Origin of the sequence: Sphingomonas ginkgonis (genome assembly GCF_003970925.1) — a bacterium.
GTDB lineage: Bacteria > Pseudomonadota > Alphaproteobacteria > Sphingomonadales > Sphingomonadaceae > Sphingomicrobium > Sphingomicrobium ginkgonis.
In genome coordinates this window covers 2,933,935-2,949,415 of record NZ_RWJF01000001.1, presented here as the reverse complement: position 1 = coordinate 2,949,415, position 15,481 = coordinate 2,933,935, and the positions used below count along the sequence as shown (strand labels likewise).

The 15,481-nt window shown below is 67.7% G+C and carries 19 protein-coding genes and 1 tRNA gene; 13 read left to right on the top strand and 7 right to left on the bottom strand.

Going from position 1 to position 15,481, the window contains the following annotated elements; translation table 11 throughout:
- The first annotated feature begins 6 nt into the window (after positions 1 to 6).
- The gene (locus HMF7854_RS14195; protein WP_126719796.1) at positions 7 to 948 is read left to right on the top strand and encodes an acetyl-CoA carboxylase carboxyltransferase subunit alpha; all 942 of its coding nucleotides are present in this window, start codon (positions 7 to 9) and stop codon (positions 946 to 948) included.
- Positions 949 to 983: 35 nt separating this feature from the next.
- Here HMF7854_RS14195 and HMF7854_RS14190 read toward each other — a convergent pair whose 3' ends face one another.
- On the bottom strand, positions 984 to 1,166 hold the full coding sequence (locus HMF7854_RS14190) for a Flp family type IVb pilin (RefSeq protein ID WP_239016998.1): 183 nt from the start codon (positions 1,164 to 1,166) through the stop codon (positions 984 to 986).
- 86 nt (positions 1,167 to 1,252) lie between these two features.
- Complete coding sequence (locus HMF7854_RS14185) at positions 1,253 to 1,897, bottom strand: class I SAM-dependent methyltransferase (RefSeq protein ID WP_126719795.1); 645 nt, start codon at positions 1,895 to 1,897, stop codon at positions 1,253 to 1,255.
- Positions 1,898 to 2,028: 131 nt separating this feature from the next.
- Between HMF7854_RS14185 and HMF7854_RS14180 the strand changes: the two genes are divergently transcribed.
- From HMF7854_RS14180 to HMF7854_RS14135, 11 genes are all read left to right on the top strand, one after another.
- Positions 2,029 to 2,757: a ComF family protein gene (locus HMF7854_RS14180; RefSeq protein WP_185829295.1), complete on the top strand. Its 729-nt coding sequence runs from the start codon at positions 2,029 to 2,031 to the stop codon at positions 2,755 to 2,757.
- Between the two features lie 27 nt (positions 2,758 to 2,784).
- Entirely contained in the window at positions 2,785 to 3,039 is a 255-nt protein-coding gene (gene grxC / locus HMF7854_RS14175; protein WP_126719793.1) for a glutaredoxin 3, read from the top strand.
- Positions 3,039 to 3,869, top strand: a complete 831-nt coding sequence (locus tag HMF7854_RS14170) for a carbon-nitrogen hydrolase family protein (protein WP_126719792.1) — start codon at positions 3,039 to 3,041, stop codon at positions 3,867 to 3,869. Before grxC ends, HMF7854_RS14170 begins: the two co-directional genes overlap by 1 nt.
- A gap of 33 nt (positions 3,870 to 3,902) precedes the next feature.
- Positions 3,903 to 3,979 (top strand) — tRNA-Arg (locus tag HMF7854_RS14165).
- Positions 3,980 to 3,993: 14 nt separating this feature from the next.
- On the top strand, positions 3,994 to 4,257 hold the full coding sequence (locus HMF7854_RS14160) for a DUF6356 family protein (protein ID WP_126719791.1): 264 nt from the start codon (positions 3,994 to 3,996) through the stop codon (positions 4,255 to 4,257).
- Positions 4,247 to 5,236 (top strand): FAD/NAD(P)-binding protein, encoded by a 990-nt coding sequence (locus tag HMF7854_RS14155; RefSeq protein ID WP_126719790.1) that lies wholly within the window; start codon positions 4,247 to 4,249, stop codon positions 5,234 to 5,236. The genes HMF7854_RS14160 and HMF7854_RS14155 overlap by 11 nt, the downstream gene beginning before the upstream one ends.
- A complete protein-coding gene (locus tag HMF7854_RS15870) occupies positions 5,188 to 5,565 on the top strand; it encodes an FAD/NAD(P)-binding protein (RefSeq protein WP_185829294.1) in 378 nt (125 codons plus the stop codon). The genes HMF7854_RS14155 and HMF7854_RS15870 overlap by 49 nt, the downstream gene beginning before the upstream one ends.
- The gene (folE, locus tag HMF7854_RS14150; protein WP_126719789.1) at positions 5,549 to 6,160 is read left to right on the top strand and encodes a GTP cyclohydrolase I FolE; all 612 of its coding nucleotides are present in this window, start codon (positions 5,549 to 5,551) and stop codon (positions 6,158 to 6,160) included. The genes HMF7854_RS15870 and folE overlap by 17 nt, the downstream gene beginning before the upstream one ends.
- A 38-nt stretch (positions 6,161 to 6,198) precedes the next feature.
- Complete coding sequence (locus tag HMF7854_RS14145) at positions 6,199 to 6,687, top strand: DUF2793 domain-containing protein (RefSeq protein WP_126719788.1); 489 nt, start codon at positions 6,199 to 6,201, stop codon at positions 6,685 to 6,687.
- 162 nt (positions 6,688 to 6,849) lie between these two features.
- Complete coding sequence (locus tag HMF7854_RS14140; protein WP_185829293.1) at positions 6,850 to 7,680, top strand: outer membrane protein; 831 nt, start codon at positions 6,850 to 6,852, stop codon at positions 7,678 to 7,680.
- Between the two features lie 140 nt (positions 7,681 to 7,820).
- The gene (locus HMF7854_RS14135; RefSeq protein ID WP_126719786.1) at positions 7,821 to 8,177 is read left to right on the top strand and encodes an OmpA family protein; all 357 of its coding nucleotides are present in this window, start codon (positions 7,821 to 7,823) and stop codon (positions 8,175 to 8,177) included.
- Here HMF7854_RS14135 and uvrA read toward each other — a convergent pair.
- Positions 8,167 to 11,223: an excinuclease ABC subunit UvrA gene (gene uvrA, locus HMF7854_RS14130; RefSeq protein WP_126719785.1), complete on the bottom strand. Its 3,057-nt coding sequence runs from the start codon at positions 11,221 to 11,223 to the stop codon at positions 8,167 to 8,169. The two genes, HMF7854_RS14135 and uvrA, sit on opposite strands and share 11 nt — an antisense overlap.
- Positions 11,224 to 11,321: 98 nt before the next feature.
- Entirely contained in the window at positions 11,322 to 11,855 is a 534-nt protein-coding gene (gene thpR, locus HMF7854_RS14125) for an RNA 2',3'-cyclic phosphodiesterase (RefSeq protein WP_126719784.1), read from the bottom strand.
- Positions 11,856 to 11,975: 120 nt separating this feature from the next.
- Between thpR and HMF7854_RS14120 the strand changes: the two genes are divergently transcribed.
- Positions 11,976 to 12,722: a Bax inhibitor-1/YccA family protein gene (locus HMF7854_RS14120; RefSeq protein WP_126719783.1), complete on the top strand. Its 747-nt coding sequence runs from the start codon at positions 11,976 to 11,978 to the stop codon at positions 12,720 to 12,722.
- 89 nt (positions 12,723 to 12,811) lie between these two features.
- On the opposite strand, the gene HMF7854_RS14115 is transcribed toward HMF7854_RS14120, so the two are convergent.
- The 3 genes from HMF7854_RS14115 to HMF7854_RS14105 form a co-directional block, all read right to left on the bottom strand.
- Entirely contained in the window at positions 12,812 to 13,831 is a 1,020-nt protein-coding gene (locus HMF7854_RS14115) for a sensor histidine kinase (RefSeq protein ID WP_126719782.1), read from the bottom strand.
- 66 nt (positions 13,832 to 13,897) lie between these two features.
- Positions 13,898 to 14,773, bottom strand: a complete 876-nt coding sequence (locus HMF7854_RS14110; RefSeq protein WP_126719781.1) for a dienelactone hydrolase family protein — start codon at positions 14,771 to 14,773, stop codon at positions 13,898 to 13,900.
- 13 nt (positions 14,774 to 14,786) lie between these two features.
- Positions 14,787 to 15,413, bottom strand: coding sequence for a glutathione S-transferase family protein (locus HMF7854_RS14105; RefSeq protein ID WP_126719780.1), 627 nt, complete (start codon positions 15,411 to 15,413; stop codon positions 14,787 to 14,789).
- Between the last annotated feature and the right edge of the window lie 68 nt (positions 15,414 to 15,481).

Here is a 15,481-nt window from a genome sequence, read left to right as displayed (position 1 = left end):
CCCACCATGCTGAATTACCTCGACTTCGAGAAGCCCATCGCCGAACTGGAAAGCAGGGTCCGGGAACTCCGCGAAACGGCGAGCTCCGGTTCAATCGACATCGACGCCGAGGTCGAGCGGCTCGAGGCCAAGTCGAACCGACTGCTCAAGGACACCTACGCGCGGCTGACGCCGTGGCAAAAGACGCTGGTGGCCCGCCATCCGGACCGGCCGCACTTCAAGGATTATGTCGCGGGCCTCGCCGACGACTTCCTTCCGCTCGGCGGCGACCGGGCGTTCGCCGACGATCCGGCGCTGGTCGGCGGTCTCGCCCGGATCGACGGGCAGCGGGTTTTGATCCTCGGCCACGAGAAGGGCGACGATACCGCGACCCGGCTGCGCCACAATTTCGGGATGGCCAAGCCGGAAGGCTATCGCAAGGCGATCCGGCTGATGGACCTTGCCGACCGTTTCGGGCTGCCGATCATCACGCTGGTCGATACGCCCGGTGCCTTTCCCGGAGTGCAGGCGGAGGAGCGCGGGCAGGCGGAGGCGATCGCCCGATCGACCGAGCAGTGCCTGAAGCTGAAGGTACCGCTGCTGGCGGTCGTGGTCGGGGAGGGCGGCTCGGGCGGCGCGGTCGCCATCGCCGCGGCCAACCGGGTGCTGATGATGGAGCACGCCGTCTATTCGGTGATTTCGCCCGAAGGCTGCGCGTCGATCCTGTGGCGGACCGCGGACAAGGCGGCGGACGCGGCGGAAGCGATGCGGGTTACCTCGTCCGACCTGCGCCAGCTCGGCGTCGTCGACCGGATCGTGCCCGAGCCGGTCGGCGGGGCTCACCGCGAGCCGAACGAAGCCATCCACCTCCTCAAGACCGCGTTGCTCGAGGAGCTTGCGCAGCTGACCGACCTCAGCCCCGCCGACCTGCTCGCTCAGCGTCGCTCCAAGTTCCTCGCCATCGGCTGAACCCGGCTGCGGTCACGCGCGCCGGCGTTTCTGCCTCAATTGCTGTTCAGGACGGCGTTCTGAATGCGGGTCCACATGCCATTGGACCCGCCCCCGAGATTTGCCATGCCCCCCATGATCGCGATGACGATCAGCGAGGCAATGAGCCCGTATTCGATCGCGGTTGCACCACGATCGTCCGCGCAGAAGCTGCGCAACATTCTTGGGATAGCGCTCACGCCACCCTCCTCTGGTCCACGTCCACTGTGCGCCAACTAAATAGAGGGGGTTAACAACTTCCCTTCAGTGAAGGATTAACGGCTCATCAGCCTTGTCCGGCGCGGGCAAAGACGTGGACGATCTCGATCGTTTCGAGCGTGCCCTGCTCGTCGCCGAGTGCAGCGTAAGCGGCCGCCAGTGCTGGTGCGAAACAGGGATTGGGGTGCTTCGGACGCTCGGCCAGGACGTTGGTGGCCGCGGCATCCCTGAGATCGGCCACCAGCGCCGCGAAACTGCGGTAGCGAAGCCTCATGCGGTCCACGTCGACGACCACGCTCCCGAACCCCGCCGAGCCGAGCAGGGCCGGGATCGACGCCGCTGCGATCCGCGGATGGGTGCGAGCTGCAGTGCCCCTGCCGCAGGCCTGATCGGCGAGGATTGTCGCCTGGCGCAGGACGGGCAAGGTGTCGTTCCCCGGAAAGGCTGCCAGGAAAACCCCATCCGGCCGGAGCGCCTGACGCATCATCGTCACCAGCAATTCGACCTGGTCGCTGGTATCGAGCAGGCCGAGGCAGAAGATGGCATCGTAAGTCGACAGCCGTTGCGCGAGTTCGAGTTCCTGGCCGAGCTCAAGTCGATCGACCTGCGCCGCCACATGGTCGAGCCCACTGCCCGGGGCGATGCCGAGCACCAGCACTCGATCAAGCCGGCGGGGCTCGAGCTCGGCTCGCTCGCGCAGGTCATCGATCACGCGGTCCGCGAAGAAGCGCCCGGGACGTCCGGCGGCGCGGCGTCGGCGAAGTTCCAGCGCCTCGCGGTCGAAGAGAGGGGAAGCCATGGCCCGGGCTTGTGCGCATGTCCGCACTCGGCGACAAGGCATTCATGCGCGCATTCTTGCGAGAAGCCGGGCGTCGGGTGCTGGACTTCAGCCTGCCGGCACGCTGCGTCGCGTGCGGCGAGATCGTGGCAGAGGTCGGCGTCTTCTGCGCGACCTGCTGGACCGCGCTCAACTTTCTTCCGGCCGAGGGTTGTACCATCTGCGGCCTGCCGCTCGAGGGAACGGAAGTCGACACGTGCGGCGCTTGCCTGGCGAGGCCGCCCCGGATCGACCGGATAAGGGCTGCCGTGGAATATGGCGACATCAGCCGGCAGGTGGCAATGAAGCTGAAATACGGCCGCAAGATCGCGGTGGCGCGAGCGATGGCCCGCTACATGCGCCCATTGCTGACGGGCGATGACATCGTCCTCGTGCCCGTGCCGCTGCACCGCGGACGTTTGTGGAAGCGGGGGTTCAATCAGGCGGTGCTGATCGCCGAGGCGCTTGCCCGCGGGACCGGCGCCCGGGTCGAGAAGCAGCTGCTCCGCCGCACCCGGCCGACCCCGTCGCTGCGAGGCTTGACCGCGCTGCAGCGGCGAAAGGCGGTCGCCGGTGCCTTCGCCGTCAGGCCTGAGCACGACATTGCGGGCCGAACCATCGTTCTGGTCGACGATGTCTATACCACTGGCAGCACGTGCTCATCCTGTGCACGGGCGCTCAAGAAGGCCGGCGCTGCCCGGGTCGAGCTGATCGGTTGGGCGCGCGTGCTTCGCCCCGCGCCGTTCGCGCGTTAGGGACATCATCAACCCTGGAGTTTGATTGTGGCCAAAGTCGAAATGTATCTGAAAACCACCTGTCCCTACTGCGTGCGGGCGCAGCAGCTTCTTGCCCACAAGGGCGTAGACCTGGTCGCGTACAACATCGATGCAGGCGGCCCGAAGCGCGAGGAGATGATCCAGCGGGCGGGCCGAATGACGGTTCCGCAGATCTTCATCGACGACCAGCATGTCGGCGGCTGCGACGATCTGTTCGCCCTCGAGCGCCAGGGGCGTCTCGACGAACTGCTGGCGGCCTGATGGCCCTCATCGCTCTCTACCAAGCGCAGACCGGGATCGATCCGGACCGCAACGCCGATGCCCTGACGGATGCCGTGTCGCGCGCTACGGCGGGCGGCGCGGCGATGCTGTTCACGCCCGAGATGAGCAACCTCCTCGATCGTGACCGCGCGCGTTCGGCAACCCGGCTGCGGAGCGAAGGGGAGGATCGGGTTCTTGCCGATGCGCGCGAGGCGGCGGCGCGGCACGGGATCTGGGTACATCTCGGCTCGCTGGCCGTCCGCACGGCCGCTGGAAAGCTCGCGAACCGCTCCTTCCTGATCGACGACACGGGCGCGATCAGGGCGCGGTACGACAAGATGCACCTGTTCGACGTCGACCTTCCGACCGGCGAAAGCTGGCGGGAGTCGGCGTCCTACGAAGCGGGCGACGCGACGACCGTGGTGCGCAACACGCCCGTGGGCGCCCTGGGCCTGACGATCTGCTACGACCTGCGTTTCCCCGCCTTGTTCGCCTCGCTGGCTGAGGCCGGCGCGGACACGATCGCCGTGCCCGCGGCCTTCACGGTCCCGACCGGTCAGGCGCACTGGCAAATCCTCCTGCGGGCGCGTGCGATCGAGGCGGGTGTGTTCGTCGTCGCCGCCGCTCAGGCTGGTCGCCACGAGGATGGGAGGGAGACCTATGGGCATTCTCTGGTGACCGGACCGTGGGGCGAAGTGCTGCTCGAGATGGAGGATCAGCCCGGACTGGCGTTCGTCGACGTGCAGCTGGAACAGATCGCGGCGACACGGTCGCGGGTCCCCGCGCTGAACCACCGGCGAGTCATTCCTTCGCCCGTCGTGGTCGATTGATCTTCCGGGCGCCGCCTCTTATCCGGGACGGGTGGCTCCGTAGCTCAGCAGGATAGAGCGACGGTTTCCTAAACCGCAGGTCGCAGGTTCGAGTCCTGCCGGGGCCACCAAGGACGGAGGGATCGTGAGTCGCAAGGCGTCCTCTTGGGACAAGCTGTTCGTCGCTCATCCACGCACGCTGGGGATGAGCTGGGCCGGCCACGGCGCAGGGGCGGTCGCCATCGGTTGCCGGATGATCGGCGCGGGGGCGGCGTGTCTCGTCCACGCGGTGGTGCCGGGGTGGTTCACCGAAACGGCGGGCCGCACGGTCATGTCGCTTCACCGGCACATGACCCAGCGCCGCGCCGGCGCCTCCGATCCGCAAGCCTGGCCTGAATATGAGATCTGACGACCGGCGCGTCGTCGTTGCGATCATCGGGGGCGGTTTCAGCGGGTTCATGCTGGCTGCCCACCTCGACCGGCGCGGGATCGGGTGTGTGGTGGTGGAAGAGAGGGTTGCCGTGGGGGTCGCCTACGCGACCGACGAGCCGCGGCACCTGCTGAACGTCGCGGCGGGGCAGATGAGCGCGTGGGCGGACGAGCCCGACCATTTCGCTAGCTGGTTCGGGACCGCCGACGCCTTCGCCCCGCGCCGCGACTATCGCGCCTATCTGCAGCACATCCGCGCCGGCCTGTCGCCCGAGCGGGTGACCGTCGCCCCGGCCCGCGCCGTCGGCGCCGAGCGGGACGCGGACGGCGGCTGGACGGTGCGGCTCGACGACGGCAGCGCGCTTCGCGCCGACCTGCTGGTGCTCGCGCAGGGCAACCAGCCGCCCGAGCCGCTGCCCGGAACCGAGGCGCTGCAGCCGCCGCGCTACCACAACAATCCGTGGACGGCGGCGGCCGAGGCCGACCTCGCCAGGGCCGCGCGCGAGGACCGGCCGGTGCTGCTGATCGGCACCGGCCTCACCATGATCGACAGCGTCCTCTCGCTCGAGGCCCATGGCCACCGCGGGACGATCACCGCCGTCTCGCGCCGCGGCCTCGTCCCGCAGTCCCACCGCTTCGACCGCCGCGCCATCCCCGAGGAGATCGCGCCGCCGCCGTTCGGCAGCCTTATGCGCCTGTGGCGGCACGTCCGCTGCGAGACCCGGCTGCGCGACTGGCGCAGCTGCGTCGACGCGCTCCGCCCGCACAGCCACGCGCTGTGGCAGTCGCTGAGCGAAGCCGACCGCCGCCGCTTCCTGCGCCACGCGCGGCCATGGTGGGACATCCACCGCCACCGCATCGCCCGCAGATCGGCGCGACGCTCGCCGCGCTGCGCTACGAGGGACGGCTGGTGGTCGAGGCGGGGCGGATCCGCTCGCTGGCGGACAGCGGCAACGTGATCACGGCGACGATCGCTCGGCGGGGCGGCGGCGAGCTCGTCGGAGAGCATGCGCTGGTGATCAACTGCACGGGGCCGCTCGGCCGCATCGACCGGACCCGCGACGCGCTGCTGCGCGGCCTGCTCGACGCCGGGGACGTCGCGCCCGATCCGCTCCGGCTGAGCCTCGCCACCGACGCTCGGAGCCGGGCCGGCAGGGGGATCTGGGCGCTGGGCCCGATGGCCAAGGCGCAGTTCTGGGAAATGGTCGCCGTTCCCGATATCCGACACCAGGTGAAGGCAGTCGCCGACGACATTGCGGGAGAATGGGTGAATGAACGCGAGTCCTGACGACGGCGACCTGGTCCAGGACGTCAAGAAGATCCCCATCCCGGACGAAGTGGCCGAGGCGGTCCGCACCCTTATCCGCTGGGCCGGAGACGATCCCGCGCGGGAGGGACTGACCGACACGCCCAAGCGGGTTGCCCGTGCGTGGAAGGAATATGCGCGCGGCTATGGCGAGGACCCGGCGCTTCACCTGTCGCGGACCTTCGAGGAGGTCGGCGGCTATGACGAGATCGTGCTGCTGCGCGACATCCCGTTCCAATCGCATTGCGAGCACCACATGGCGCCGATCATCGGCAAGGCCGCGATCGCCTATCTGCCCGGGGACCGGGTGGTCGGCATCTCCAAGCTCGCGCGCGTGCTGCACGGCTTCGCCCGGCGGCTGCAGGTTCAGGAGCGGCTGACCGCGCAGGTCGCCGACTGCATCTGGGAGCATCTCCAGCCGCGCGGCGTGGCGGTGGTGATCGAGGCGAGCCATGCCTGCATGACCGCGCGCGGGGTGAACACGCCGGGCGTGATGATGACGACGAGCCGGATGATGGGGGTCTTCCGCGAGGACGAGAGGAGCCGCCGGGAAGTGCTGGCGCTGATGGGCTACTAACCGGAGCGGTACAAAACCGCTTGACATCGTCACGCTGATTGGGTACATGCAAGGAACGCTCTCGAATTGCGAGCCAGGCCCAGAAGGAGGTCACCCACAACGAAGCCCTTCAATCGCTGGATTTTCTCGTCGCCCCGGCCGTCATGGCGCTGGGAGCACAGTCGCCTCCGGCCAGTCCCTCGGCGGGGGAGGCCTATGTCGTGGGCTCCGCACCAACCGGTGCGTTCGCGGGGCGGACCCACCAGATCGCCGGCTACACGGCCGGCGGGTGGCGCTTCCTGCAGCCGACAGAGGGAATGCAGCTGTTTGTCCGCGCGGACAATTGCGTTGCCCTGTTTGCGGGTGGCCAGTGGCTCCTTGGACGCATCAACGCCAAGGCTGTCCATATCGACGGCAAGCAGGTTCTGGCGGGGCAGGCTGCAGCCATCGCCGATCCCGCCGGTGGCAGCGTGCAGGACCTGCCGTGCCGGGCCGCGCTGGCCAGCGTCCTTGCGGCACTCCGCCAGCATGGATTGATTGCGGCCTGACAACACACCAATTCGCTGCGGTTCGCACGCAAACTGTGTCGTGCCCGCCACAGTTTGCCCGTGGGCGTTCTTGCGTCGTGACAGCGCCTCCCATAAGCAAAGCGCGTTGTTGGTCCAAGACGTATTCGAAAGGGGATTTCTATGCGAACGCTTGCCATAGCCATGGCACTCGCTTCGACGGTGATTGCATCACCGGCATTCGCCCGCGACGGTAGCCTGTACGTGGGTCTTGAAGGCGGCGGCATGCTGATTCAGGACCAGTATTTCCGGTCCACCGTGAATGGTGTCACGACCGATCAGGCTTTCAAGCTGAATCACAAGGTCGGCTATGATGTCGACGCAGTCGCCGGATACGACTTCGGCTTCGTCCGGGTCGAGGGTGAGGTTGGCTACAAGCGGGCGTCGCTCGATGGTATCCGCGCCCAGCCGACCTTCCTGCCGATCAACTCGACCTACACCATCGATGGTCGCACTTCGGCCTGGTCGGCCATGGGCAACGCCCTGATCGACTTCGGTAACGGTGAAGGCTGGAGCGGCTTTGTCGGTCCGGGTGTCGGTGTCGCTCGCGTCAAGAACCGCGTCGCCGTCGGCCTGGCCACGACGACCCAGTCGTTCAGCGGCAGCGACTCTGTCTTCGCCTATCAGGGTATCGCCGGCATCCGCCGCGCGCTGACCCCGAACGTCGATCTCGGCCTGAAGTATCGCTACTTCCGGACGGCCCGCTACAATCTGACGGGTGTCAACGGGAACAATGTCCCCATCGACCTGCGGACGAAGCTTGTCACGCACTCGCTCCTGCTGAGCCTGACGTACAACTTCTTCACGCCGCCGCCGCCCCCGCCGCCTCCGCCGCCGCCCCCGCCGCCTCCGCCCCCGCCGGTCCAGACCCAGACCTGCTATGACGGTTCGGTGATCCCGGTGACCGCGGTGTGCCCGACCCCGCCGCCGCCGCCGCCGCCGCCGCCGCCGCCGCCGGCACCCGAGCGCGGCTAAGCTTCGGACGAACAAAGGACCGGTCCCAGCCTCGCAGCTGGGACCGGTTTTTTGTTGCGTGTCGAAGATGGCGGCCTAAACTGGCCGCGCCGGATCGTTGCCAGGAGTAACGGGTGCTCAGCTCCCTTCTCGCGGTCGCAATGGCCGCCGATCTCGCGACAGCCCAGCCGCCCATCGACATGCTGTTCTTCGATTGGGGCCGGACCGAGCTCAGGCCGGAAACCTTGCCGCTGCTCGATGCGGTTGCGGCACGCTGGACAAGCGAGGGCGGACGCCTGGCGATCGACGGCTACTCGGATCGGTCGGGGTCAGCCGCGACCAACCGAAGGATCACCGTCAGGCGCTTGAGCGGAATCACCGCCGCCCTGGTCGCTCGCGGCGTTCCACGCACGTCGATCATACCGCGCCCGCATGGCGAGCAGGACGCGCCGGTGCCGACCGAGGACGGTGTCCGCGAGGTCCAGAACCGGCGGGTCGAGCTGCGCCTTACGCCGTAGCGCGCGCCCGGGCTCCGCTCTTCCGCTTGAGCGGCATGACCGCGGCTTCGACCGGCGGCTCGCTCTTCGCCAAGAGCGGCCGGAGGTAATGGCCGGTCGCGCTGCGAGGCTCGGCCGCGATCGCTTCGGGCGTGCCCGTGGCGACGATCTCCCCGCCCTTGACGCCGCCCTCCGGCCCGAGATCCAGCACCCAGTCCGCCGTCTTGATGACGTCGAGGTTGTGCTCGATCACCACCACGGTGTTGCCCTGCTCGACGAGCGCGTGGAGCACCTCGAGCAGCTTGCGGACGTCCTCGAAGTGAAGCCCCGTCGTCGGCTCGTCGAGGATGTAGAGGGTGTTGCCCGTCGCCCGGCGCGACAGCTCCTTCGCAAGCTTGACGCGCTGCGCCTCGCCGCCCGACAGCGTGGTCGCCTGCTGGCCGACCTTCACATAGCCCAGCCCCACTTCCACCAGCATCGCCATCTTGTCGCGGATCGACGGGACAGCCTTGAAGAACTCCGCGGCGTCCTCGACGGTCATGTCGAGGACGTCGGCGATCGACTGTCCCTTGAACTTCACCTCGAGCGTCTCGCGATTGTAGCGCTGGCCGTGGCAGACGTCGCAGGTGACATAGACGTCGGGGAGAAAGTGCATCTCGATCTTGAGAACGCCGTCGCCCTGGCAGGCTTCGCAGCGACCGCCCTTCACGTTGAACGAGAAGCGTCCGGACTTGTAGCCGCGCGCCTGTGCCTCGGGCAGCCCGGCGAACCAGTCACGAATGTTGGTGAAGGCGCCGGTGTAGGTGGCGGGGTTGGATCGGGGCGTGCGGCCGATCGGCGACTGGTCGATGTCGATCACCTTGTCGAGGTTCTCGAGCCCGGTGACCTTGTCGTGTTTGCCGGCGAGGATCCGGGCGCCGTTCAGCCCACGCGCGGCCGCCGCGTAGAGCGTGTCGATGGTGAAGCTCGACTTGCCCGAGCCGGACACGCCGGTGACGCAGGTGAAGGTGCCGAGCGGGATCGACGCGGTGACGTTGCGCAGATTGTTCTCGCGCGCGCCGTGCACGGTCAGCTTCTTGCCGCTGCCCTTGCGGCGCTTGGCCGGGAGCGGGACCGAGCGGCGGCCGGTGAGGTAATCGGCGGTGACGCTGCCCTCGCAGCCCAGCAGCTGCGGCAGCGTTCCCGAGAAGACCACGTCGCCACCGTGAACACCGGCGCCCGGACCCATGTCGATGATGTGGTCGGCCGTCCGGATCGCATCCTCGTCATGCTCGACCACCAGCACGGTGTTGCCGAGGCTCTTCAGCCGCTTCAGCGTTTCAAGTAGCCGGTCGTTGTCCTTCTGGTGGAGCCCGATCGACGGCTCGTCGAGAACATAGAGCACTCCGGACAGTCCCGACCCGATCTGCGAAGCCAGCCGGATACGCTGGCTCTCACCGCCCGACAGCGTGCCGCTGGTTCGGTTCAGGTTGAGATAGTCCAGCCCGACATTGTCGAGGAAGCCGAGCCGCTCGTTGATCTCCTTGAGGATCGCCTTGGCGATCTCGCGCTGCGTGGGCGTGAGCTTTTCTTCCAGCGTGGTGAACCAGGCAAGCGCATCGGCGACCGAGCGCTGCGCTGCGCCGGAAATGTGCTCCCCCGCGATCTTCACCGACAATGCTTCCGGCTTGAGCCGGGCGCCCTGGCAGACCTCGCATGGCCGGCTGGCCTGATAGCGGCTGAGCTCCTCCCGCATCCACGCGCTCTCGGTCGAACTCATCCGCCGCTGGAGGTTGCCGAGCACGCCCTCGAACGGCTTCTTGACCTCGTAGCTCTTGCGCCCGTCGACGAAGCGGAGCGGAACCGCCTTGCCGCCGGTGCCGCGAAGCACCACCCGCTGCGCTTCCTCCGGCAGCTCGCCCCACGCCGTGTCGAGCGAGAAGCCGAAGGCGCGCGCCAGGCTGGAAAGCACCTGCATGTAGTAGGGCGAGGGTGGCTGCGACTTGGCCCAGGGCACGACCGCACCCTTGGCGAGGCTGAGCGCGTGATTGGGAACGACGAGGTCCTCGTCGAACTCCATCTTCTCGCCCAGCCCGTCGCACCCCGGGCAGGCGCCCTGCGGGGCATTGAAGCTGAACAGTCGCGGCTCGATTTCGGCGATGGTGAAGCCGGATACCGGGCAGGCGAACTTCTCCGAAAAGACGATCCGCCCGACAGGAGCGTTGTCGGCCAGCGCCGCGCGCTCGTGCGCCGCCTGCAGCGTGGCGGCAACCCCGGTCCGTCGCGATCCGCTCTCCGTGTCGCCGCCTTCGACCGCCCCGCTGTTCGGTCCTTCGGCAAGGCCCACCTCGTCGGACACTTTGGGTGCCGGGTCGGCCAGGTCGAGATAGGCGAGGCCCTCCGCCAGCTTGAGCGCGGTCTCGAAACTGTCGGCGAGACGGCTCTCCACCCCCTCGCGAACGACGATCCGGTCGACCACCACCTCGATGTCGTGCTTGTACTTCTTGTCGAGCGAGGGCGCCTCGTCGATCTCGTAGAAGCTGCCGTCGATGCGGACCCGGGTGAAGCCCGCCTTCTGCCATTCGGCGAGCTCCTTGCGGTACTCGCCCTTGCGGCCCCGCACGACCGGCGCGAGCAGATAGTGGCGGCTTCCTTCCGGCAGCCCCATGGTCCGGTCGACCATCTGGCTGACGGTCTGCGCGGAGATCGGCTCGCCGGTCGCGGGCGAGTAGGGGATTCCGACCCGCGCCCACAGCAGGCGCATATAGTCGTAGATCTCGGTCACGGTCGCGACCGTCGAGCGGGGGTTCCGGCTGGTGGTCTTCTGCTCGATCGAGATGGCCGGCGAGAGGCCGTCGATATGCTCGACGTCCGGCTTCTGCATCATCTCGAGGAACTGGCGCGCATAGGCGCTCAGCGATTCGACGTAGCGGCGCTGCCCTTCGGCGTAGATGGTGTCGAAGGCGAGGCTCGACTTGCCCGACCCGGACAGGCCGGTGATCACCGTCAGGCTCTCGCGCGGGATGTCGACCGACACGCCCTTCAGATTATGCTCACGGGCTCCACGAACAGAGATATGGGTCAGCATCGGCGCTACTTCGTTCCAATTTTGTTCTTGTTGCTAGAAGAGCCGTGCCCCGGGGTCAACGGCAGCCCGCGAACCATATGGGAAGCCGGCCGCTCGGTTCAAACAAGCGGTTGAGATGCAATGGCTTCATAATGGGCTCCGTGACGCGAAAGACGGCTCTCGAACAGGGTGAACTCTGCCACCTCGAAGGGATCGGAAGGGAGGCCGCGCCATTGCTCGAGCAGCGCCGGAACGGAGCCCGGGCGGCGGCCGTTCCAACGGGCCAGCGTGAGATGGGGATGGAAGGCGCGATGCTCGGGCTCCAGCCCCGCCTGCGAGCAGGCCCGGTCGATCTTGGCGGCGAGCTGCGCCACCGCCTCTCGTGGCTGAACCGCGGCCCACAGCGCGCCACCGCCGCGCCGATCGAAGGTCCCGACGCCCGCTAGCCGGAGCGCGAAGGCGGGGCTGCGCACCGTTGCGAGTGCCGCGGCTAGATCCTCGGCAAGAGGACGCTCCACCTCCCCGATGAACCGCAGCGTGAGATGGAGATTGTCCTCGCCCACCCAGCGCAATCCCTCGCTCTCCTCGGCGATGTCGAGCAAGTGGTCGCGGACCGGCTCCGGGGGCACGAGAGCGACGAACAGGCGGTGCATGTCGCGAGCTTAACCCGGCGGACAGCGCAACGCTCCCGCCCTCTCTTGAAGCACAGAGGTGATTGGACGATATAAGAGCGGTTTCGGGGCCGCTCTTCGGCTCCGGTCAAGGAGTGTGCAATGCCGAACTGGTCTGACCCGCGCAATGCCGGTGTGAACGCCGCCACCGTCGGCGTGCCGCGCGCCGCCCGCGACGCGGGCCTGCGGTCCTACATGCTGTCCGTCTACAACTACATGGCCTCGGGCGTGCTGCTGACCGGCATTGTCGCGCTGCTGTTCGTGCAGAGCGGCATGGTCAACTCGCTGTTCAATCCCGCGACCGGCGGTCCCTCGCTGCTCTACTGGGTCGCGCTGTTCGCGCCGCTCGGCGTCGTGATGTGGCTGCAGATCGGGATCAACCGCATCTCGTCCGGCACGGCGCAGGGCCTGTTCTGGGCCTATGCCGGCCTGCTCGGCGTGTCGCTGTCGACCCTGTTCCTGGTCTACACCGGGACCTCGATCGCGCAGACCTTCTTCGCCACCGCCGCCGCCTTCCTCGGCCTCAGCCTGTTCGGCTACACGACCAAGAAGGACCTGTCGGGCTTCGGCACCTTCCTGATCATGGGCGTCGTCGGCCTGTTCGTCGCGATGCTGCTCAACATGTTCCTGAAGTCGCCGGCGCTCAACCTGGCGATCAGCGCCATCGGCGTGCTGCTCTTCGCGGGCCTCACTGCCTATGACACGCAGCGGATCAAGAGCACCTACTTCGCCGTCGCTGGCCAGGGCGCGGCGATGACGAAGAGCGCGGTGATCGGCGCGCTTCAGCTCTACCTCGACTTCATCAACATGTTCCTGTTCCTCCTTCGCTTCATGGGCGACCGCCGCTAGGCGCCGTCCATCGCTTGAAAGGGACAGAGGCTCGGCGGAGAAATCCGCCGGGCCTTCCTTTTGTCAGCCTTGCTGGAGTCCTGTCAGGCTCAATCGTTCGGCAGGGTGATCCTTGCCTCGAGCCGGTCGTCGATCCAGGTCATCTCGCACCGACCTCCCCTGGCCTGAAGAGCACGCTCGATCAGCCGCAAGCCCTTTCCGCTTCCCGGAGGAGCAACGGCGGAACGGTCGCTTGCCGCGCGCTCCGACCAGATCAGGACCAGTTCGCTCCCCGTCAGCGTTGCGCTGAGCGTCACCGAACCGCCCCGCCCGAAAGCGCCATATTTGCTGCTGTTTGTCCCCAGTTCGCCCAGGGCAAGCGCCAGGGCCCGGACGCTATCTTCGGTCAGCAAGCAGTCGGGCATGGTGGCGATCGTGAAGTCGCATCCGGGGGGAGCAAAGGGCCGCGTCAGCCGCTCCACCAGCGTCCTCAGTGGGACGGGCCCGTCGCGCCCGGGATCGAGAAGCATCTGTTGCGCCGCGCCGAGCCGCTGGAGCCGCTCGAGCGTTTCGCGCGCAAACGCCTCGCGCTCGTCCGAACCCCGCGCGGTGGCGGTCACCAGCGCGCCGATCAGCGTGTAAGCATTCTGGAGCCGGTGCCGTATCTCCTCCACCGCGGCGTCGCGGATCTCGTGCGCCCGGACGCGCTCGGTGATGTTGCGGGAAACGGAGATGATCCCGCGCAAGTCGCCGTTGCCGTCACGGAGCGGCGAGGCGGAGACCTCCCACCATCTCGGCGCACCTTTGGCGGTCGGGCAATAAGCCTCGAAGCGATGGTTCTCACCGCGCCGGACCCGCTCGACCGCATCCTTGACCAACGACTGGGACTCTGGCGGCCACAGCTCCCACCACGGTAGCCCGGCGACGCTGTTGAAATCATCGATGTGCATCGCGCAACGGCCGTTGCGGTTCATGAAGTCGAGCGTTCCGGTAGGGCCGATGACCTTGATGCAGTCGCTGCTCTGGTCGAGCACCGCCGACAGCATCTCCAGCGACCAGTCGCCGCTGCCGAGCGGGAGGGCGGAAAGGCCCTCCGCCTCGTCGTTCCGAGAAGTGCCTTGGTCAAGCATCGGGCCGGCATAGGTGCAAGCGGTATCGATCTGCAATGGGTCTACTTGCGCCCGAGGCCGGTTCCGTCAGGCCAGGTGCCGCTTCAGGAAGGCGAGGGTGCGCCCCCAGGCGAGGTCGGCCGCCGGCTTGTTGTAGCGGTCCGCTGAGGTGTCGTTGTTGAAGGCGTGGTTGACCCCCGGGTAGGTGTAGCTCTCGACCGGCTTGTGCGCGGCCTGGAGCGCGGCGACCCACGGCTTGCCCGTCGCGTCAACCCGCTCGTCCAGCCCGGCATAGTGGAGCAGCAGCGGCGCCTCGACCCTGGCCGCCTCGGCCGGTGCGGGGGCGGGGCCGTAATAGGCCACTCCGGCCGCCAGGTGCTGGCCGGCATTCACCGCCAGCCGGTCGACGAAGCCGCCGCCCCAGCAGAAACCGACCGCGCCGACCTTGCCGTTCCCGCCAGGCCGCTTCTGCAGTTGGGTGACGATCGCCACCGCATCGCGGGTCGCGGACGCCATGTCGAGCTTGCCGATCAGGTCGCGCGCCTGATCCTCGTTGGCAGGGGTACCGCCCGACGGGGTGAGGAAGTCGGGCGCGACGACATGGAAGCCGGCGAGCGCGAGGCGGCGCGCGACATCGCGGATATGATCGTTGAGCCCGCGGTTCTCGTGGATCACCATCACCGTCCCGCGCGCCCCGCGGACCGGCTCGGCGACATAGGTCGTGTAGGCCGGAAGCCCGCCCGGGAGGGAAAGCTTCATCGTCGCGGTGCGCAGCCGCTTGTCGGCCGGGTCGCTGAGCGGCTTGGCCTGAGCGCTCGCGGCGATGCTGCCGACCAGCAGGTTGGCCGCCGCCGCGCTCCCGGTCAGGCGAACCATCTGCGCCATGAAGTCCCGCCGCTCGAGCCCTTCGTGGGTGAAGCGATCATAGAGGCGGATCGCCTGCTGGCGGATGTCGTCGTTCATCGTCTCGCTCCCTTCAGCCTGTCGGGGCGAGCTCGTGCCCTGCCTGCTCGTCGAGCGCCACGGCCCGGCGGTAGGCTTCACGATCGGTCACCCGAGCGATATAATCCGTGAACACCGGCGTCGGCTCCAGCAGCTTGAAACGGAGCATGAAGTTGACCATCGCCCCGACGAACAGGTCGGCGGCGGTGAAGCGGTTTTCGCTGATATAGTCGCGGCCGGTCAGCAGCTTCTCCAGCACGCCGGTCGCGAGGTCGAAGTTGCCGTAGCCGAACATGCGCTGGAGCTGCTCGCTCGGCGCCCAACCCGCGGCCTTGTTACTGAACGCAGCCTCGATCGGCCCCGAAGCGAAGAAGATGTAGCGGTAATAGGCGGCGCGGTTCTCGGGCGCCGGCGCGAGGTTCGCCGCCGGGAAGGCGTCGGCGAGGTAGCAGCAGATCGCCGCCACTTCCGTCACCACCTTGTCGCCGTGGCGGATCGCCGGGATCTTGCCCATCGGATTGACCGACAGGTACGGCTCCGCCTTCAGCGATGTCGCATAGTCGAGATATTGAACGTCGTAGGGCGCGCCGACCTCTTCGAGCATCCACCGCACGGTCTGCCCGCGCGACTGCGGATTGGTGTAGAAGATGAGCTCGGCCATGATCGTCTCCCCTTGTGACGATCCATCTGTCCGCCTGTCCGTGCCCGAAGGCAAGCCGGGTCGCCGGG